Annotated in this window: 15 protein-coding genes; 9 read left to right on the top strand and 6 right to left on the bottom strand. The window is 54.6% G+C overall.

Annotated features, from left to right (window positions below; all coding sequences use genetic code 11):
• Positions 1-43: 43 nt before the first annotated feature.
• From ACK3CJ_RS18330 to ACK3CJ_RS18320, 3 genes are all read right to left on the bottom strand, one after another.
• Positions 44-748, bottom strand: coding sequence for an SPOR domain-containing protein (locus tag ACK3CJ_RS18330; protein ID WP_409523647.1), 705 nt, complete (start codon positions 746-748; stop codon positions 44-46).
• A gap of 6 nt (positions 749-754) precedes the next feature.
• Entirely contained in the window at positions 755-2,512 is a 1,758-nt protein-coding gene (gene argS, locus ACK3CJ_RS18325) for an arginine--tRNA ligase (protein WP_409523646.1), read from the bottom strand.
• A gap of 252 nt (positions 2,513-2,764) precedes the next feature.
• Entirely contained in the window at positions 2,765-4,966 is a 2,202-nt protein-coding gene (locus ACK3CJ_RS18320; protein WP_409523645.1) for a primosomal protein N', read from the bottom strand.
• 268 nt (positions 4,967-5,234) lie between these two features.
• On the opposite strand from ACK3CJ_RS18320, the gene rpmE reads away from it, so the two are divergent.
• From rpmE to ACK3CJ_RS18300, 4 genes are all read left to right on the top strand, one after another.
• Complete coding sequence (rpmE, locus tag ACK3CJ_RS18315) at positions 5,235-5,450, top strand: 50S ribosomal protein L31 (protein WP_409523644.1); 216 nt, start codon at positions 5,235-5,237, stop codon at positions 5,448-5,450.
• Between the two features lie 329 nt (positions 5,451-5,779).
• Complete coding sequence (locus tag ACK3CJ_RS18310) at positions 5,780-6,346, top strand: hypothetical protein (protein WP_409523643.1); 567 nt, start codon at positions 5,780-5,782, stop codon at positions 6,344-6,346.
• A gap of 17 nt (positions 6,347-6,363) precedes the next feature.
• Positions 6,364-6,840 (top strand): hypothetical protein, encoded by a 477-nt coding sequence (locus tag ACK3CJ_RS18305; RefSeq protein WP_409523642.1) that lies wholly within the window; start codon positions 6,364-6,366, stop codon positions 6,838-6,840.
• A 438-nt stretch (positions 6,841-7,278) separates the two neighbouring features.
• On the top strand, positions 7,279-8,547 hold the full coding sequence (locus tag ACK3CJ_RS18300) for a malic enzyme-like NAD(P)-binding protein (protein WP_409523641.1): 1,269 nt from the start codon (positions 7,279-7,281) through the stop codon (positions 8,545-8,547).
• 163 nt (positions 8,548-8,710) lie between these two features.
• Here the strand turns inward: ACK3CJ_RS18300 and ACK3CJ_RS18295 are convergent, their stop codons facing one another.
• On the bottom strand, positions 8,711-9,976 hold the full coding sequence (locus tag ACK3CJ_RS18295) for a Zn-dependent hydrolase (protein ID WP_409523640.1): 1,266 nt from the start codon (positions 9,974-9,976) through the stop codon (positions 8,711-8,713).
• 166 nt (positions 9,977-10,142) lie between these two features.
• Positions 10,143-10,946, bottom strand: a complete 804-nt coding sequence (locus ACK3CJ_RS18290) for a helix-turn-helix transcriptional regulator (RefSeq protein WP_409523639.1) — start codon at positions 10,944-10,946, stop codon at positions 10,143-10,145.
• 107 nt (positions 10,947-11,053) lie between these two features.
• Between ACK3CJ_RS18290 and ACK3CJ_RS18285 the strand changes: the two genes are divergently transcribed.
• The 3 genes from ACK3CJ_RS18285 to ACK3CJ_RS18275 all read left to right on the top strand — a co-directional run bounded on the left by ACK3CJ_RS18285 (position 11,054) and on the right by ACK3CJ_RS18275 (position 15,135).
• On the top strand, positions 11,054-12,445 hold the full coding sequence (locus tag ACK3CJ_RS18285; protein WP_409523638.1) for an aminotransferase: 1,392 nt from the start codon (positions 11,054-11,056) through the stop codon (positions 12,443-12,445).
• Between the two features lie 23 nt (positions 12,446-12,468).
• The gene (gene aguA, locus ACK3CJ_RS18280; protein WP_409523637.1) at positions 12,469-13,566 is read left to right on the top strand and encodes an agmatine deiminase; all 1,098 of its coding nucleotides are present in this window, start codon (positions 12,469-12,471) and stop codon (positions 13,564-13,566) included.
• A gap of 84 nt (positions 13,567-13,650) precedes the next feature.
• Positions 13,651-15,135, top strand: coding sequence for a Na+/H+ antiporter NhaC family protein (locus ACK3CJ_RS18275; protein ID WP_409523636.1), 1,485 nt, complete (start codon positions 13,651-13,653; stop codon positions 15,133-15,135).
• On the opposite strand, the gene uvrA is transcribed toward ACK3CJ_RS18275, so the two are convergent.
• Positions 15,132-17,981 (bottom strand): excinuclease ABC subunit UvrA, encoded by a 2,850-nt coding sequence (gene uvrA, locus ACK3CJ_RS18270; protein ID WP_409523635.1) that lies wholly within the window; start codon positions 17,979-17,981, stop codon positions 15,132-15,134. The genes ACK3CJ_RS18275 and uvrA overlap by 4 nt on opposite strands.
• A gap of 150 nt (positions 17,982-18,131) precedes the next feature.
• Here uvrA and ssb point away from each other — a divergent pair, with 150 nt between their 5' ends.
• Positions 18,132-18,668, top strand: coding sequence for a single-stranded DNA-binding protein (gene ssb / locus ACK3CJ_RS18265; RefSeq protein ID WP_409523634.1), 537 nt, complete (start codon positions 18,132-18,134; stop codon positions 18,666-18,668).
• Positions 18,669-18,683: 15 nt separating this feature from the next.
• On the top strand, positions 18,684-19,595 hold the full coding sequence (gene rfbD / locus ACK3CJ_RS18260; RefSeq protein ID WP_409523633.1) for a dTDP-4-dehydrorhamnose reductase: 912 nt from the start codon (positions 18,684-18,686) through the stop codon (positions 19,593-19,595).
• Positions 19,596-19,619 lie beyond the last annotated feature (24 nt).

The following is a 19,619-nucleotide window of genomic DNA, read 5'->3' as shown; positions in this document are numbered from 1 at the left end:
CTGCCGACTCTTGTCAATAGAGGTCGGTAGAGGCCAATAGAGGTCAGTCGAGTTGAATGACCATCGGGGAGATGCGCAGTCGAACCAGTTGGTCCTGCGCGCTGTTCATGCTGGGGCGGTCATTAAAGGGGCCTGTTCTGACACGATACCAGACGCCGTTTTCGCCACTGACCTGGCTGGTGTGAACATTCGGGAAGCCATTCAGGATCAATTGCGCGCGCATCCGCTCGGCATCTGCCGAATCACGGAATGAGCCTGCTTGCAGTAGATAGCGATATTCGGGCTCGGCATCACGTGGGGTAGAGCGATAAACGTCCACCTCTGGCGCCTGTACTTCGCTTTTGGGCAGAATGTCGTAGAAATCAAAACGATTTTCCCGGGTGACCGTTTCTGGGTCAGGTTCGGCCTCTGGTTGCACCTCAATGGCCGGCTCCAGCGGTGTGGCTGGCTGGGCCATGACAGGTTCAGGGATGGTCGCCGGTACTGGCGCAGGTGTTGTCGGAGCGCTGGCTGGCGCAGCGGGAGCTCTTGTCGTGCTTGAGCCGCTGCTTGAGCCACTATCTGAACCACTCTGCAGATCCACCAGTGAAACCAGCAGATAGCCCAGTCCAATAACAGCCAGCAGTGTTACCAGCCCCAATCCCCAAGGTGCTTTTGGCTTTTTGGGGGCTGGTGCCGGGTGCTTTCTGGGCTGGCGGCTCGCAGAGTGCGAGCTGCGGCGTTTCTGGGCAAAATCTTGTCTGGCCATAAGTATTTACATCTGTTCCGGTGCCGAAACGCCCAGCAGGGTGAGGCCATTGGCCAGAATCTGACGTACCGCGACGCTCAGTGTCAGACGTGCATTACGCAGCTCGGCATCATCAATCAACATCTTGTTGGCATTGTAGTAAGCGTGGAAATCGCCTGCCAGGTCTTTCAGATAGTTGGCCAGAGTATGCGGCTCGTAGTTCAGAGCGGCATTGTGCAGTGTTTCCGGGTATTTGCCCATCTGTGTGATCAGATCTTTCTCGACGTCGCTGTCCAGGCGCTGCATGGCTGCCAGGCCCTGTGCCTGATCCCACGCCAGCCCATCCTCTTCCAGCTTGCGCAGCACCGAACAGACGCGGGCATGGGCATACTGGATGTAGAACACGGGGTTGTCCTTGGACTCGGTTTTCGCCAGATCCAGATCGAAATCCATGTGCTGATCCGCCTTGCGGGTCACATAGAAGAAGCGGCAGGCGTCTTTTCCGACTTCGTCACGCAGTTCGCGCAGTGTCACGAAGGAGCCGGAGCGGGTGGACATCTGAACGCGCTCGCTGCCCCGGTAGAGGATGGCAAACTGTACCAGTTTGACGATCAGGCGCTCAGGATCGTAGCCCAGTGCCTGAATTGCAGCCTTGACGCGAGTGATGTAGCCGTGATGATCCGCACCCCAGATGTTCACTACCTGGTCGAAGCCACGCTCGAACTTGTTCATGTGGTAGGCGATATCGGAGGCGAAGTAGGTGGTCTGGCCATTGGCGCGCTTGACCACGCGGTCTTTGTCGTCACCGAAATCGGTGGAACGGAACCAGAGGTTGCCCTCTTTTTCAAAGAGGTAGCCGCGTGACTGGAGTTTTTCCAGTGCACGGTCGACATCGCCGTCGCGGGTCAGCGAGCGCTCGGAGAACCACTCCTGATAGTTGATGCCGAATTCGCCGAGATCTTCGCGGATATCTCCGAGGATGGAGTTGAGGCCTGCATTGAATACGGTTTCGTAATCGTCCCCGAGCATCGCCTGAGCGCGTTCAATCAGTGCGTCGATATGCAGCTCTTTGTCGCCGCCCTGAGGTTCGTCCGGGGTGATATCTGCAAACACTTCGGCCGCCGGACGATTGAACGCTTCGCCATGATCGCGCACCAGCCACTGGGCGATCTCATTGATATAGTCGCCCTGATAGCCGTTGCTCGGGAAGCTGAATGACTGGCCCAACTGTTCCAGGTAGCGCAGCCACACACTGACCGCCAGAATGCTCATCTGCCTGCCAGCATCGTTGACATAGTATTCGCGCTCTACCTGCAGGCCAGCGGCTTCGAGCAGGTCGGCTGCGGTGGCGCCATAGGCCGCACCACGACCATGGCCAACATGCAGCGGTCCGGTCGGGTTGGCTGAAACGAACTCGACCTGTACACGCGGGCCACTGTTGGGCTGGGCGCGGCCGAACGCTTTACCCTGCTCGAGAATGGTCTCGACCACGGCATAGGCAGAGGCCTGAGTGATGAAAAAGTTGATGAAGCCGGGGCCAGCGATCTCGGTTTTAGTCACCTTGTCGGAGGCTGGCAGGGCATTGCAGATCTTCTGCGCCAGCTCACGTGGATTGCATCGGGCAGCCTTGGCCAGAGTCAGCGCGACATTGGTGGCAAAATCACCATGTGCTTTGTCGCGTGTGTTCTCGACCAGAATATTGGGCTGTGTGTCGGCAGCGAGTGTGCCGTCTGCAATCAGTGCTGTCAGCGCAGTGTCAATCAGTTCTGCAATATGTGCTTTCATCGTTTTCCTGTAGATGGTCCTGTAGAGGGGCCTGTTGAAGGTCCTGTAAGTGGTTCTGTAAGAAGTTCTGTAAGAAGTTCTGTAAGAAGTTCTGTATTAAAGGCCCTGTAGTCAGTTCGGGAGTAAAGGGCCATACCCAGTGTAAAGGGCCAGCCGGCAATTATAATTCGGCTGGGGTACTGAAAGCCAATCTGATTGAATAACTTTTCATTGGAAAATGCCTGATTGGCCAGTGCTGATGATAATGGCTCTTTAATAGCCGTCGCTTGGATCGATATCCAGTGCCCAGCGCACTTTGCGTGTGTCGCGATGCTGTTCGAGCGCCAGAAGCGTGCGCGACAGCAACTGATGCAGGGGTTTGCGTTGTTGCCCTTGCAGTAACAGCTGCGCGCGGAACAGTCCGCCCTTCTTCTCCAGTGGCGCGGGGAAGGGGCCTGAGCTGTGCGTGCCGGCAGGCAGCGCCCCCTGTTCGCTCATCTGACGGATATCGCGCAGGAACTGCTCTGCCAGCCCTTGATGTGTGGCTTCTGCTCTGATCAGGGCATGGTAGCTGAAGGGCGGCAGCGCAGCACCTTCACGCAAGCGCAGTTCACCCGCTGCAAAAGCACCGTAGCCTTGAGCAATCAATGCGTGCAGCATCGGGTGGTCAGCATGGTGGGTCTGCAAAATCACCTGCCCGGGTGACTCTGCACGCCCAGCGCGTCCGGCTACCTGCAGGATCAACTGCGAGGTTTTCTCCATGCCACGAAAATCGGCGCTGAACAGCCCGCTGTCGGCATCCAGTATCGCCACCAGTGTCACTTTCGGGAAGTGATGCCCCTTGGCCAGCATCTGCGTGCCGACGAGGATGCAGGGCTCGCCCTTGTGGATCTCGCGCATCACGTTTTCCAGTGCATTCTTGCGCTGCATGCTGTCGCGGTCGATACGCAGTACCTGCGTTTTGGGGAAGAGCTTGTTCAGCACTTCTTCTATGCGCTCCGTACCTGAACCGTTGGGGCGCAGATCTTCACTGCCACAGGTGCCACAGCGGCGCGGAATCGGTGTCTGGCGGTCGCAGTGATGGCAGTGCATATGCGGCGGGTAGCGATGCAGTGTCATGCGGGCATCGCAACGGGTACAGTCGATCACCGTGCCGCATTGATGGCAGATCAGCGAGGGGGAAAATCCACGCCTGTTCAAGAACAGCAGTACCTGTTTTTGCTGCTGCAGGTGTTCATGGATGCGCTGTATCAGGGTTTCTGACAGGCCCGACTGCAGCTCCTGAGCGCGAATGTCGAGCAGCTCGAAGCTGGGCTGCTGCGCCTCACCGGCACGGTTGGTCAGTTGCAGGTGGTGGTATCGGCCCGTGAGTGCATTGTGCAGGGATTCGAGGGCCGGTGTGGCGCTGCCCAGAATCAGCGGGATCTTCTCCCGCTGGCAGCGGATGGCGGCCAGATCCCGAGCCGAATAGCGAAATCCATCCTGCTGCTTCAGCGAGGTGTCGTGTTCTTCATCAATAATGATCAGGCCCGGCTTGCACATGGGGGTGAAAATCGCCGAACGGGTGCCGATCATGATGCCGGCGCTGCCATCACGTGCCAGCAGCCAGGCGTCCAGGCGCTGGCGCTCTGTCAGGCCTGAGTGCAGGGTCAGTACCGGTACATTGAAGCGAGACTTGAAGCGCGCCACTGTTTGCGGGGTCAGACCGATTTCAGGCACCAACACCAGTGCCTGTTGGCCTTTTGCCAGTACCTGTTCTATGGCTTGCAGGTAGACTTCGGTTTTGCCTGAGCCTGTAACCCCATCCAGCAGGAACACCTCGAACCCTTGTGCCTGGCGGATGCTGTCAAACGCCAGTTGCTGTTCAGGGTTCAGCGGTAGGTGAGGCTCACGCAGCAATGATTCGCGACGCTCACTGTGAGGTAATTTGGGGTGGTGTTCGAAGGACTCAGCCAGCCCTTTTTCTGCCAGTGTTTTCAGTAACTGTGTGGGCGCATCTTCGGCACGCAGCGCGTCAGGGCTGATGCCTGCCGGGTTGCGCAGCAGTATTTCCAGTAGCTCGCGCTGCCGATGTGCACTGCTGGACAGGCTATCAAGGCTGGCGCTTGGCGTGGCTCGCCACAGGAGCGCGTGGGCGAACTGTGCCGGCTGACCTTTACGAAGGAGTGTCGGCAGGGCCTGCATCAGGGCATCGCCTTCGGGATAAAAGTAATAACCGGCCGCCCAGCGCACGAGGCCGAATAATAATTCATCCAGCACTGGCGCCTGGTCAATCACTTCCAGCGCAGGCTTCAGCTTACCCGCTGGTACATCGGATTCGGTGGCCGTTTCGATCAGCAGGCCGATCATCTCACGGTTACCAAAGGGTACTCTTATGCGGCATCCCGGCAGCGGGGGCGTCAGCATCTTTTCTGCAGGCGGCAGATAGTCAAAGAGGCGATGAAGAGGGGTGGGCAGAGCAATGCGCAGGATCACGGTCAGTTACTGTTTCCGAAGGATTGGAGTGGCTACAGTCTAGAACGATTCGAGGTGCGATAAAACCGTGATTTATGACTTGCGGCGAAGGGTTGTGATCCGTATAATCTTCGGCCTTGGAATTAAGCCGGAAGGGTCAGTCTGACCATCCGTTACGAGTGCGGTGCTTGACCTTCCCTGACCTGTAGTTGCCAGCGTTAGTTTTCAGCTTGGCATAGGGTAAGTCCAGGCGGATTGAGTGGCGGCACAACAACTACTGAGGTTTGATATGAAAGCTGGAATCCATCCGGAATACAACGAAGTAAAAATCACTTGCTCATGCGGTAACGTGGTCAACACCCGTTCAACCATGAAAGGCGATATGCTGATCGACGTTTGCAGCCAGTGCCACCCCTTCTACACTGGTAAGCAGAAAGACGCTACCACTGGTGGTCGTGTTGATCGCTTCAACAAGCGCTTCACCACGCGTTCGCTCAAGAAGTAATCGAGCAAAACGTGTCTACGAAAAAAGCATCCCGAGGGATGCTTTTTTTTGCCTGAAGATCCGCTGACGGCTATACCCGCGCAAGATACCCATAGTTGAATCGACATGACAAGTACTTGACTTGCAAAGCAATCTTTGTCAGCATTTCAGCCGCTTATATGGAAAAAAGCGCTGTACAACGCTGTACAACAAGGACCGTTATTTGAATGTGATAGTATTTCACTGCGTCCCTTCTGTAGCTTTTACCATTTTAAGTACTGACTCTCGACATTATAGGTCTGTTTGTATTGTCGAGATAAACTTAAAAGTATGGAAGGGAGGTCCATCTTATGGATATCAAGTTCTGTCGCCCAGGTGGCGGTGATTTTATTATTGTAGAGTCCATTCATACATCGGATATTTTCAGAGTATCTGAGCTCACTCAGGTTTATCGTCAAGTAATCGGATTTTGTAATTTTGAGGAATTCAAATTTGACGGAGAACCGCTGTCTGGAATTCCGAGTCAAATCCAATATATCAAGAACTTTGTGAGTGGTGGTCGGAGGATCACGACCCATCCAACTGGACAAAATGGGCTTTATTATGTCTACAGGGGAGTCAGGAACTCTGGCCGCCCTATTGCTAATCTGAATATTGAAGGGAAAGTGGCTGGGATATTATCCAAAAGCTATGACCTTGGTGTTCCTATGAGCCCGTTTATATTTGGAACAGATCCGGTGCCGGAAGTCCAGTTGTCAATGAGAAATGATATTCACTTTATAATGCCTGGTAACCAGCCCCCACCAACAGCCTTTGCGATTTACAATAAAGATACGGGGCTTTTGCATGAGGTAACGAATCTGGCGGAGCGTAGAAGGTTAATCAGTGGCTTATCTGCTGTGGGTAGCCGGTTTTAAGGATGATGAGGCCAGATATGAAAGAAGTGATTAATGTAAGGTTTTTCGCCTGCGCCTTCTTGATGGCAATGGTCTTTTTTATGATTGGGCTCTTAACTTATGGCTCTGTGACAGGTCTTGTAATAGAGAATGGAGTTTTTGTTAGTGTTGACGGCTATTGGCAGTTTACACTTATCAATGGCTCTGTATTTGGCTTGGCAGGTTTTTTAATGGTTTTGTACGCTTGGCTTGATGGGGCGCCTAAAGTCAATATTAAAGAGTTTGTTCTACTATTTATAAAGATGACGCTTTTATCCGTTGTGGTCTATTCTGTAGGTATTTTTTTAATCTGGGGTGCTTACTCCTCATATCCTGTGGATAATATACTTTCTGATGGTGATATATTGGTGTCTATTGATGACTTGAATATATACTGGAGCGCTGTCCTTCTGTTGGTATTCTGGGTTGTTTTGTTAGCCAGGTTGTTGGTGGTAAAAAAAATACGCGACAAGTAACATTACGAGCAGTCCCGAGAAAGATATCATCAATGATTTGATGTTATCTTTTCTGTTAAATAATGTGAATATAATGCCGCCGATTGGTGGGGCCAGGATGCAGGCCAACCCCCACGCGATACTTTGCTTGAAAGCATTCAGTGCGATGGTTAAGTAACCTCCTGCAAATAAAGTCAGACCTATAATGTAAAGTGTTGTTAGCATTGTGATTTTTCTTTGTTGATTGGTGGTTTTCAGTTGGCAATGACGTAAGGGTGTCATTGATTTATAACATGACCCATCGTATGCGGAACCGCTCATACGGTGGGGTGAGTGGTCGTAAAGCTTCCTCCTGCTCGGTCTTGTGATCGGGAGGAGCGGGGAACCTTGTTGTCCACATGAGCGGTTTTATATATGATGCTAGTTCGTCATTTACAACCTTAGTTGGATATAACAACCATGTCTCAAGATTTCAAACAAGCTGCTCTAGATTACCACGAGTTCCCTCGCCCTGGTAAGATCAGTGTGGAGATCTCAACTTCTGCTGAGACTTCACGTGATCTGTCGCTGGCTTACTCGCCCGGCGTAGCAGAACCCGTGCGTGAAATCGCGAAGGATCCCGATGCTGCTTACCGCTATACAGCAAAGGGCAACCTGGTTGCCGTTATTTCCAATGGTTCTGCCATTCTGGGCCTGGGAGATCTGGGTCCATTGGCATCCAAACCTGTCATGGAAGGCAAGGCGCTGCTGTTCAAACGTTTCGCGGGTATCGATTCCATCGATATCGAAGTTGATGCCGAAAGCCCACAGGCGTTCATCGATACGGTCGCTCGTATTGCTGAAACCTTCGGTGGTATCAACCTCGAAGATATCAAAGCCCCTGAGTGCTTTGAGATCGAACGTGTTCTGATTGAACGCTGCAACATTCCGGTTTTCCACGATGATCAGCATGGTACGGCTATCGTAACCGCTGCCGGCATGATCAATGCGTTGGAACTGGCTGGCAAGAAGCTTGACGAAGCTTCCATTGTCTGTCTGGGCGCCGGTGCTGCTGCAAGTGCCTGTATGAAGCTGCTCATCAATATGGGCGCTAAAGTCGAGAACATCTACATGATCGACCGCAAGGGTGTGATCCACTCCGGTCGTGATGACCTGACCGCCGAAAAAGCGGCGTTCGCAACTGAAACGGACAAGCGTACTCTGGATGATGCCATCGAGGGTGCCGATGTGTTTGTTGGTCTGTCCGGTCCAGACCTGCTGTCACGTGAACAGCTTTTGAAGATGGCTGACAATCCTGTTGTCTTCGCCTGTGCCAACCCTGATCCCGAAATTCTGCCGGAAGTTGCCAAGGCAACCCGCTCAGATGTGATCATTGCCACAGGTCGTTCTGACTATCCGAACCAGGTAAACAACGTACTGGGCTTCCCTTTCATCTTCCGTGGAGCGCTCGATGTACGTGCGTCTACTATCAATGAAGAGATGAAAGAAGCTGCAGTCAAGGCGTTGGCTGAGCTGACGCGTGAGCCTGTGCCGCAGGATGTTTTGGATGCATATGGTCTGCAATCACTGGAATTCGGCCGCGAATACATTATTCCTAAAGCTACGGACTCTCGCCTGCTGGGCGCGATCTCCTATGCTGTAGCCCAGGCTGCCATCGATAGTGGTGTGGCGCGTCTTCCGATGCCCGCTCACTACCCGATCAAGAGCGCAGCTGATCTGCTGATGTAATCACCAGCAGGCTGAACAAAAAAACCACATCTTGCGATGTGGTTTTTTTATGCACAGGGATGTGTAGTATGCTGGCAACGCAGGAGCAGTTGCCAGTTCGCCTGACATTTGCCTGATATGCGGTGGTTTAGTGGTTAGTTCAGTCTCTGGTTCAGGCGTTGGTTCAGTCGTTTTGACCGGCAGCCTGATGCATGACATTCAGCAGAATCTGTGCACCCTGAGCTATCTGTTCGGGTGTTGAATACTCCGTCTCGTTATGACTGATGCCGCCGACTGAAGGGATGAATATCATCGCTGTGGGGGTGGTGCTGGCAATATTGACGGCATCATGTCCCGCCCCGCTGACCATACGACGATAGCTCAGGCCACTGGCTTGAGTCGTCTGTTCAATCCGGTTGACGGTGTCGGGATCAAAAAACACCGGAGGAGAGTTCCAGATCTGCTCCAGTGTGACCTTTACACCGCGTGTCTGGGCGATACGGTCGATCAATGCAGCCGCTTCCTCTTCCATCGCCTGTAGCCCCTGTTCTGTCGCGTTGCGCAGGTCCAGCGAGAAGCGCACAGCGCCGGGAATTACGTTGCGCGATGCCTTGATAACATCCAACTCACCGATGGTACAGCGTCCGGACTCAGTCTCGCGCCGATCCGCCAGCTCAATCAGCTCGCTGATCATCAGGGCACTGGCTGCCAGAGCATCCTTGCGATAACTCATGGGTGTGGGGCCGGCATGTGCCGAAACCCCTTCGACGCGTACATCATACCAGCGCATGCCCAGCACACCCTCTACGACACCTATCTCTTCGCCTTCACGCTCAAGTACCGGGCCCTGTTCGATATGCAGTTCGATAAAGCGCTGGAAGCGGCGGGCGCCGACAGCAATATCGCCCTGATAACCGATCGATTTCAGTGCTTCATCCAGGCTGATTCCCTGATGATCCCGCTGCTGAAGGGCATATTCGAGTGTGAATTTACCGGCATAGACACCGGATGCCACCATGGCCGGGGCGAAGCGCGAGCCCTCTTCGTTGGTCCAGATCACCACCTCGATCGGTCGGCGTGTCGTAATCCCCTGGTCATTCAGGCTGCGAATCACTTCCAGACCGGACAGGCAGCCGTAAACACCATCGAATTTGCCACCGGTCGGCTGGGTGTCCAGGTGGCTGCCGGTGGCGATCGGCAGGGCGTCAGGGTCAGTACCGGGACGGCGGGCGTAGATGTTGCCGATCCGGTCAATATGAATCTCGCAACCGGCCTCGCGACACCAGCGTACAAACAGGTCGCGTCCCTGTTTATCCAGTTCGGTCAGTGCCAGTCGGCAACTGCCACCGGCAGCGGTTTCGCCTATCTGCCCCATCTCCATCAGGCTGTTCCAGATCCGCTCGGCATTGATTTTCAGTTCAGGTATCAGTTCAGGTATCAGTTCAGGCATCAGGGCTCTCCTCGTCAGTTACCCAGTTCGGTTCGTTGTGCTGAATAGGGTTAATTGACGCCATTCAGTCGGAAAAGGGTTTATGCAGAGCCAATCTAGCGATGCCGGCAAACGGGCGATATACCCCCGGTGGGATAGAGAGCTGTCTTGATGGAGTGACAGGAGATCAGGAGAGGCTGTTCAGATGTCCGAGAAACATGGAAAAAAGTTCAGACTGAGTCGAGGTGTTCAGGCGAGCGTGGATATGCTTGCGATGTACTTTCACCGTTCCGGCGCTGATATCCAGCATGCGGGCGATCGCTTTGCTGGAGTGGCCTTGCAGTACCAGCCCCGTGATCTCCTGTTCGCGTGGAGTCAGTACGCCGCTGCCGAAGGTCTGCAGCGCATATTCCATACTGTTGTTGGTCGCTTCCTGAGGCAGATATTCGGCCGATTGTGCCAGCCAGAACTGGTGAATCAGGGCGCTGATGACCGGAAATATGCTCTGCAGCCGGTTGCGCTCGGCACGGGTGATGCTGCCAAGATGGGATTTTCGCCCCAGTGAGATGGTGAAATGTACGTCGTTCTCCAGAGGTGTGACGATGATGACCTCATCCACCAGATCGAATTCGTGGTAGCAGGAGTGGAAGTATTCGGTGCTTTCAAAGGAGTCTGGCGCTATCTCCTTCAATCGGTAGATGCCTCCCGACATACCAATCTGCAGCGCATTGAACAGTGGGTCGAGGATGTAGAGCTCGTTAACATATCTGGACAGTACCGGGTCGAGCCGCTGTGGATGCTTGCCGAGCACGACGATGGGTTTGTAAGCATGTTTGTAGGTGGCAACCAGCAGCGTGTCGAAATGCACCAGATGCTGAAGCGTCTGTTGCAGCACCTCGGGAAAGCTGTGCAAACGGATATGATCGATCAGTTTTGCCAGATCGCGATGCCAGCTTTCTGATGCCGCAGCAGTCAGTCCGGTTTTATTCATGTGATGTGGTTGCCTATCCATTCGGGGGTATAGAGCGCGCTTTGTCCCCGATAGTACTTTGTGCTTATCGATAACTCTATAACACAGATAATGGCGAGGCAAATGCGATGGCTTATGATATCAACCAGCTCTGGGAGCAGGATAAAGCCCACTTCGTGCACCCTTTCACCGACTTTTCGGTGTTTCAGAAAGAGGGCTGCGACCTGATTACCGACAGCGATGGCATCTATGTTCAGGATGCTAAGGGTAACCGTTTTATCGACGGCATTGCTGGGCTGTGGTGTGTGAATATCGGTCATGGCCGGGCTGAGATAGGTCAGGTAATGGCTGAGCAGGCGCAGAAGATGGCCTACTATTCCCCGTTCAATAATCTGTCCAATATTCCGGCCACGCAACTGGCCGCCAAGCTGGCCGAGTTGGCGCCGGATAATCTGAATCACGTGTTTTACAGCTGTGGTGGCTCGGTCGCGAATGACACCACCATCCGCATCATTCACTACTACTTCAACCAGCTCGGCAAGAAAGATAAGAAGCAGATCATCTCTCGCCGCAACGGTTATCACGGCACTACCTATGTGTCGGCCACACTGACTGGGATTGAGAGTAACAACTGGGGCTTTGATACCGCACATCAGTTTATTCACCATGTGGAAGAGGCCAACTGCTATCGCCGTCCGCAGGGAATGAGCGAAGCGGATTACTGTGATTATCTGGTGGCGGATTTCGAGAGCGCTATTCAGCGTCTGGGTGGTGAGGAGAAGGTAGCCGCCTTCATTGCCGAGCCGATCATGGGGGCCGGCGGTGTGTTGGTGGCGCCTGAGGGCTATCACAAGCGGATGTATGAGGTATGCAAGCGCTACGGCATGCTCTATATCTCCGATGAGGTGGTCACGGCGTTCGGCCGTCTCGGGCACTTCTTTGCCTCCGAAGCGGTGTTCGGTATCAAGCCAGACATCATTAACTGCGCCAAGGGTCTGACCTCAGGTTATATCCCGCTCGGTGCAACACTGCTCAGTGATGAGATCTATGCGGTGATCAGCAAACCCCAGTGTGCCGACGGTGTGTTCAGTACCGGTTTCACCTATTCCGGTCATCCGGTGGCTTGTGCCGTGGCGCTGAAAAATATCGAGATCATGGAACGCGAGCAGCTGTGCGAGCATGTGCGAGAGGTTGGTCCCTATCTGGAGCAGCAGTTGAAGACACTGCAGGATCTGCAGATTGTCGGTGATGTGCGTGGCAGTCACTTCATGATGGGGATCGAGAGTGTGGCGAATAAAGAGACCCGCGAACTGCTGCCAATGGAGGCGAATGTCGGACGACGCATTGCGAAGGAGTGTCAGAAGCGCGGTCTGATCGTGCGTCCGATTGCTCATCTGAATGTGCTGTCGCCGCCATTGATCTGGACCCATGAAACCGTCGATCAAGTGGTCGGTATTTTGCGTCAGAGCATTCTTAGCACCATCGAATCCCTGATCACCGATGGCTATCTGAAAAGCTGATTCCTTTTATTCGAGTAACAATCATGTCGATAGAAAAACAGATAAGTGATCTCCGTGCAGCGGGTTTTCGCATGCCGGGCGAGTTTGAACCCCATGAGGCCTGCTGGATGATCTGGCCGGAGCGGCCGGATGTCTGGCGTCTTGGCGGTCGGCCGGCGCAGGAGGCGTTTGCCGCTGTGGCTGAGGCGATTGCGCACAGTGAAACCGTGTATGTCGGTGTCAGTGATGCTCAGTATGAGCATGCCCGGGAGATGCTGGCGCCACATATCCGGGTGGTGGAGATCAGCAGCAACGATAGCTGGGTAAGAGATACCGGCCCCACCTATGTCATTAATGACAGGGGGCTCCGGGCAGGTATCGATTGGGGCTTCAACGCCTGGGGTGGTCTGAATGGCGGTCTCTACTTCCCCTGGGACAAGGATCAGCGGGTGGCGCAGAAAATCTGCGGCATCAGCGGTGATCCGGTCTTCCGCGCGCCGCTGATACTGGAAGGCGGCTCGATCCATGTGGATGGTGAGGGCACGCTGATGACCACAGAGGAGTGTCTGCTCAATCCCAATCGTAACCCTGATCTGAGCCGGGAGGAGATCGAATCGCTGCTGGCGCAGTATCTGAATATCAGCAAGGTGATCTGGATCGGGCGTGGCACCTTCAATGATGAGACCGACGGGCATATCGACAATCTGGCCTGTTTCGTACGCCCGGGAGAAGTTGCCCTGCACTGGTGTGATGATCCGGATGATCCCCAGTATGCGATTGCGCGTGAGGCTTACGAGGTGCTGAGCAACACGTGTGATGCGAAAGGTCGATCGCTGACGATTCACAAACTGCCTCATCCCGGTCCACTTTATATCAGCCCGGCTGAAGCGGGTGGCATCCATCTCAATCGAGACAGTCATCCGCGTGAGGCGGGTGAGCGTCTGGCGGGCTCCTATGTGAATTTCTATATCGGCAATCAGGTGGTGGTGTTTCCGTTGCTGGATCCGGCCCGGGATGAGGAGGCGCGTGCCTGTTTGCAGCGGATCTTCCCTGAGCGGGAGGTGATCGGTGTGAATGCCCGCGAAATTCTGCTTGGTGGTGGCAATATTCACTGCATCACTCAACAGCAGCCGGCGCGCTGATCGGCGGCTGCTTCATGGCTGGCGTCCACACCCTGCGTGGTGTGACGCCGGACCAGGTTCGAACTGACAAAGGATAATAAAAATATGCATAGTTCAAATAGTGTAAGCCTCGAAGCAGATCGAGGGCGCCCCCTGCAGTCCATGGCAGTCGCTCTGATATCTCTGGCGGTCTGTGCGATGGCTTTTTACAGCTTTCAGTCTTTGGATACGTCGGATGGCTACGGCCTGTTGAGTCTTTTTCCCACCTCTGTGGTGGTGATTACAGCCCTCTATACCAAACGCACCATCGAGTCGCTGTTTATCGGCGTGCTGGTGGGTTTGATTATGACTAATCCTTTGGGGGAGTTCATTCCTGCCCTCGGCGACACCTTTCTGGATGTGTTCATGAATGAGACGGTGGCCTGGATCTTCATCGCCTGTGGTCTGATGGGCAGCATGATAGGACTGGTTACGATCGGTGGCGGGGCGGCAGCATTCGGCAACTGGCTCACGAAAAGGGTGCACAGCAAGAAGGGTACGCTTTTTTCCACCATGGGGTTGGGGATGCTGATATTTATCGATGATTACCTGAATGCGATGACTATCGGCTCTTCGATGCGCAAGGCGGCCGACAAGGTGAAAACCTCGCGCGAGTTTCTCTCCTATGTGGTGGATTCCACGGCAGCACCTGTCTGTATCATCCTGCCTTTCTCCACCTGGGCGGTCTTCTTCTCCGGCCTGCTGGAGGAGAATGGTGTGGCGGGTAAGGGTGATGGCATGTCGCTGTTTATTCAGGCGATCCCCTATATGCTTTATGCCTGGATCTGTCTGCTGATAGTACTGCTGGCGATCAGTGGCAAGTTACCGCTGCTGGGCAGAATGAAAGCGGCTGAAATGCGCGCTGAAACCACCGGTCGGGTACTCAGCGTTGAGGATGAGCCTTACAGTCGGGATCTGCAGGAGGAGGCAAAAGCGACCAATCTGTTCAACTTCTTTGTGCCGATCGGTTCACTGATCTTTTTCACCTGGTATTTTGATATCGATATCATGTCCGGCGCGATGGCGGCGATCTTTGTCACGCTGGCGCTCTATCTGGTACAGCGACTGATGTCGATGTTGCAGATGTTCGATGCGATCCTGAACGGCTTTGTCAGCATGATCGCGCCGCTGGGCACGCTCTTTTGCGGCTTCATGCTGGCCGAGGTGAACAATACCCTGGGTACCACCGAGTATGTGATTCACGCCACCACGCCCTACATGACATCTGATCTGCTGCCGGCGGTAGCCTTTCTGATCATGGCGGGTCTGGCGTTTGCGACGGCATCCTTCTGGGGGATTTTCGTGGTCGGCATGCCGATCATCCTGCCACTGACCCAGGCCGTGGATGCCAATATGGCACTGGTGATCGGTGCGATGATCTCGGCCTCGGCGTTTGGTTCACATGCCTGCTTCTATGGCGACTCGACAGTGCTCTCGGCCAAGGCTTGCGGGATCAGCCCCATGTCGCATGCGATCACCCAGTTGCCCTATGCATTGCTGGGTGGTTTTCTGGCCACTATTGGCTTCCTGCTGCTGGGCTTTTTGCTCTAGGCTTTCTGCTCTAGGCTTTTCTGCAGCAAGGGTTTCAGGAAGCGCCCGGTATGGGAGCGCTCGACTTCAATAATCGCCTCGGGTGTGCCGGTGGCGATTATTTCTCCACCACCTGTGCCGCCTTCCGGCCCCAGATCCACCACCCAGTCGGCGGTCTTGATTACATCCAGGTTGTGCTCAATCACGACGATAGTGTTGCCGTGATCGCGCAAGCGGTTAAGGACGTTGAGCAACTGCTGGATATCATAGAAGTGCAGACCGGTGGTCGGCTCATCCAGAATATAGAGAGTCTTGCCGGTATCACGCTTTGACAGCTCCTTGGCCAGCTTGACCCGCTGTGCTTCACCACCGGAGAGGGTTGTAGCGCTTTGCCCAAGGCGGATATAGCTCAGGCCAACATCGATCAGAGTCTGCAGTTTGCGCGACAGGGCTGGAATCGCATCGAAGAACTCGCGTGCGTCCTCAACCGTCATCTGCAGCACTTCGTCGATGCTCTTGCCTTTGTATTTCACCTCCAGCGTTTCGCGGTTATAGCGCTTGCTGTGGCAAACGTCGCAGGGCACAAATATATCCGGCAGGAAGTGCATCTCGACCTTGATCACGCCATCGCCCTGGCAGGCTTCGCAGCGCCCGCCCTTGACGTTGAAGCTGAAACGTCCGGGCTTGTAGCCACGTGAGCGTGCCTCCTGAGTGCCGGCAAAGAGTTCGCGAATCGGAGTGAAAATGCCGGTATAGGTGGCCGGGTTAGAGCGAGGTGTGCGTCCGATCGGGCTCTGATCGATATCGATCACCTTGTCGAAATGTTCCAGTCCCTCGATTGCATCATGATCGGATGCTTCAAGTGTGGTGGCATGATTGAGTGCCGTGGCCGCAATCGGATAGAGGGTGCTGTTGATCAGCGTGGATTTGCCCGAACCGGACACGCCAGTGACACAGGTCATCAAGCCGACCGGAATCGACAGGTTCACATTCTTCAGGTTATTGCCGCGTGCCCCTTTCAGATGCAGCATCTTTGTCGGGTCAGCCGGGTGGCGCTTTGGCGGCACGGCAATGCAGCGTACACCAGACAGATACTGACCGGTCATCGATTCCGGGCAAGCCATCACCTGCTCGGGTGTGCCAGCTGCAATCACCTTGCCGCCGTGCACACCTGCACCCGGGCCGATATCGATCACATGATCCGCCATGCGGATCGCATCCTCATCATGCTCTACCACGATTACGGTGTTGCCCAGATCGCGCAGATGGCGCAGGGTTTCGAGCAGGCGGTCATTATCGCGCTGATGCAGGCCGATGGAGGGCTCATCCAGAATATACATCACGCCGACCAGGCCGGCACCGATCTGACTGGCCAGACGGATACGTTGCGCTTCACCGCCGGAGAGCGTTTCTGCACTGCGCTCAAGTGACAGATAGTCGAGGCCAACGTTGACCAGAAATGCCAGGCGTTGGCGTATCTCCTTGAGAATCTTGTCGGCGATCTCGCCCTGTTTGCCGGGCAGTTGCAACTGGTCGAAGTAGCGCTTGCTGTCACCGATCGGCAGGCTGACCAGCTGTGGCAGGGTGCGGTTATCCACAAAGACATGCCGCGCCTCACGACGCAGACGAGTACCGTGACAGCTGGGGCAGGGCTGCATGTTCAGATAGCGGGCAAGATCTTCGCGCACCATATCGGATTCGGTTTCGCGATAGCGTCGCTCAAGATTGTTCAGTACACCTTCGAAAGGATGTGCCTTGCTGATGCTGTGGCCGCGATCGTTGACATAATGGAAGGTCACATCATCTTCACCACTGCCGTACAGAATCACCTGCTGATGTTCCGGTGCTATCTGGTTGAACGGCGTGTCCAGATCAAACTTATAATGCTCCGCCACCGATTTGAGCTGCTGGAAGTAGTAGAGATTACGTCTGTCCCAACCACGGATCGCACCCTCGGACAGCGTCAGACTGGCATCCTGAACCACCTTCTGCGGATCAAAATACTGCTTTACACCCAACCCGTCACAGGTCGGGCAGGCGCCATGCGGATTGTTGAAGGAGAACATCCGTGGCTCCAGCTCCTGAATGCTGTGGCCACAGACGGGGCAGGCAAAGCGGGCGGAGAAGATCAGATCTTCGGTATCGTCTTCTTCATCCATCCAGGCAACACGAGCGACACCATCTGTCAGATTCAACGCGGTTTCGAAGGATTCAGCCAATCGGGTCTGCAGATCGGCACGCACTTTGAAACGGTCGATCACCACCTCGATGCGATGCTTGCGGTTTTTTTCCAGGTCCGGTGCACTGTCGAGGTCGACGATGATGCCGTTGATCCGCGCCCGCACAAAACCCTGAGCACGCAGCTCGCTGATGGTGTGCAAGTGCTCACCTTTACGCCCTTCGACCACGGGTGCCAGCAACATCAGCTTGCTCCCTTCAGGCAGGGCCAGCACCTGATCGACCATCTGTGAAACCGTCTGTGCCGCCAGAGGCAGATCATGGTCCGGGCAACGTGGCTCGCCGGCGCGGGCATAGAGCAGACGCAGGTAATCGTAGATCTCGGTGATGGTGCCGACTGTGGAGCGCGGATTGTGCGAGGTCGATTTCTGCTCGATGGAGATCGCAGGCGACAGGCCTTCGATATGATCGACATCCGGTTTTTCCATCATCGACAGGAACTGGCGTGCATAGGTGGACAGAGATTCCACATAACGCCGCTGCCCTTCGGCATACAGGGTGTCGAATGCCAGCGATGATTTACCCGAGCCTGATAATCCGGTGATCACGATCAGCTTGTCGCGTGGAATCTCAAGATCGATGTTTTTGAGATTGTGGGTGCGTGCTCCGCGAACCAGAATTTTATCCATGAGTGCTCCGGGTGACTGCCAAAAAAGGAGTATTATAGGCGCTTACGGATTGCAGCGAAAATTGAAAGCTGTGTTATGCTCATATTTCTGCGTTTATTCGGCTGCAGGATGCACCGAAGTTAAGATAAATAAGCTTATTTGGAGAGAAAGATGGCACGTGGCGTCAATAAAGTGATACTGATCGGAAATCTGGGCGGAGATCCGGAGGTACGGTATATGCCGTCTGGCAATGCGGTGACCAATGTTACGCTGGCAACCAGTGAGAGCTGGAAGGACAAGCAGACGGGTCAGGCACAGGAACGTACCGAATGGCACCGTGTGGTTTTCTTCAATCGTCTGGCTGAGATCGCCGGCGAATACCTGCGTAAGGGTTCCAAAATCTATATCGAAGGTTCGTTGCGTACCCGTAAATGGCAGGACAAAGACGGCCAGGATAAGTACACCACCGAAATCGTTGCCAGTGAGTTGCAGATGCTCGACAGCAAGGGTGGCGAAGGTGGCGGTGGCTATCAGTCATCAGCAGCTGGGGATTCCATGGGCTACGGTCAGCCACAGGGACAGCCGCAGCGCTCCCAGGCACCGGCTCAGAACCGTCAGCCTGCACAGAATCAAGCGCCACAGAATCAGCCTCCTCAGAATCAACCCCCGGCTGGTTTTGACGACTTCGATGATGATATTCCGTTTTGATCAGGAGTCGCATGATTGTTTGGAGAACCGGTAAAGCTGCTCATTACTGGCGCTGAAGGTCAGGCGGGCAGTGAGATCGCTCGTCTGGCGAATGCTGATCCTGATTTCGATGTGCTTGCGCTCGGGCGCAAGAAGCTGGATGTGACCAGTGAGAAGAGTATTCAGGCTCAGCTTGATGCCTTTATGCCCGATTACGTGATCAATTGTGCTGGCTTCAACCGTGTCGATGCGGCTGAACATAATCCGGATCTGGCCTTCAGTATCAATGCCGAAGGGCCGAGGCTGCTGGCGCTGGCCTGTGGCGAGCTGTCAATTCCGATGTTGCATCTGTCTACTGACTATGTGTTTGATGGACAGTATGCCAGTGGCTACACGGAAGATTATGAGACAGCGCCATTAGGCATCTATGGGCTCAGTAAGCTGCAGGGCGAGGAGGCGGTGCGTCAGTTGCTGCCACAGCATCTTATTCTGCGCACCAGTTGGCTGTTCAGTGAAAGCGGTGGTAATTACATGCTGCGATTGCTGGAGCAGGCGCGTCAACAGGAGGTGATCCATGCCTATAATGACCGCCGAGGCTGCCCGACCCCGGCCAGTGATCTGGCGCGCGTGGTTGTCGCAATGCTCAAGCAGCTCAGTAATGGTGCTGAAGGCTGGGGTACCTATCACTACTGCGGTGCCGAAGTGACTACTCGCTATGGCTTCAGCGAAACGATTATTGCGGCTGCGCGGCAATATGAGGAGTTGGCTGTAAGAGAGCTGGTTCCGGTGTCATCTGATGAGTATCCGAGCGATGCGCAGCGTCCTGCTTCTTGTGTCCTCAAATGCAAGAAGATCCTGAATACCTATGGTGTCCGTCAGCGCCCCTGGCGCAGCGAGCTGCAGCGCCTGATTCGTCACTATTACGAATCGCGTGTTGAGCTGCTTTGAATCTACTGTGTGAATCTACTGCGG

Source organism: Nitrincola salilacus (genome assembly GCF_046271865.1).
GTDB lineage: Bacteria > Pseudomonadota > Gammaproteobacteria > Pseudomonadales > Balneatricaceae > Nitrincola > Nitrincola salilacus.
This window is presented reverse-complemented; position numbering and strand designations above follow the sequence as displayed.

What these genes read in the sequence shown, in the direction of transcription:
- ACK3CJ_RS18330 (WP_409523647.1), bottom strand. Translation starts at nt 748, where the DNA reads ATGGCCAGACAAGATTTTGCCCAGAAACGCCGCAGCTCGCACTCTGCG.
- ssb (WP_409523634.1), top strand. Translation starts at nt 18,132, where the DNA reads ATGGCACGTGGCGTCAATAAAGTGATACTGATCGGAAATCTGGGCGGA.
- ACK3CJ_RS18275 (WP_409523636.1), top strand. Translation starts at nt 13,651, where the DNA reads ATGCATAGTTCAAATAGTGTAAGCCTCGAAGCAGATCGAGGGCGCCCC.
- ACK3CJ_RS18300 (WP_409523641.1), top strand. Translation starts at nt 7,279, where the DNA reads ATGTCTCAAGATTTCAAACAAGCTGCTCTAGATTACCACGAGTTCCCT.
- ACK3CJ_RS18310 (WP_409523643.1), top strand. Translation starts at nt 5,780, where the DNA reads ATGGATATCAAGTTCTGTCGCCCAGGTGGCGGTGATTTTATTATTGTA.
- ACK3CJ_RS18295 (WP_409523640.1), bottom strand. Translation starts at nt 9,976, where the DNA reads ATGCCTGAACTGATACCTGAACTGATACCTGAACTGAAAATCAATGCC.
- uvrA (WP_409523635.1), bottom strand. Translation starts at nt 17,981, where the DNA reads ATGGATAAAATTCTGGTTCGCGGAGCACGCACCCACAATCTCAAAAAC.
- aguA (WP_409523637.1), top strand. Translation starts at nt 12,469, where the DNA reads ATGTCGATAGAAAAACAGATAAGTGATCTCCGTGCAGCGGGTTTTCGC.
- rpmE (WP_409523644.1), top strand. Translation starts at nt 5,235, where the DNA reads ATGAAAGCTGGAATCCATCCGGAATACAACGAAGTAAAAATCACTTGC.
- argS (WP_409523646.1), bottom strand. Translation starts at nt 2,512, where the DNA reads ATGAAAGCACATATTGCAGAACTGATTGACACTGCGCTGACAGCACTG.
- ACK3CJ_RS18305 (WP_409523642.1), top strand. Translation starts at nt 6,364, where the DNA reads ATGAAAGAAGTGATTAATGTAAGGTTTTTCGCCTGCGCCTTCTTGATG.
- ACK3CJ_RS18290 (WP_409523639.1), bottom strand. Translation starts at nt 10,946, where the DNA reads ATGAATAAAACCGGACTGACTGCTGCGGCATCAGAAAGCTGGCATCGC.
- ACK3CJ_RS18285 (WP_409523638.1), top strand. Translation starts at nt 11,054, where the DNA reads ATGGCTTATGATATCAACCAGCTCTGGGAGCAGGATAAAGCCCACTTC.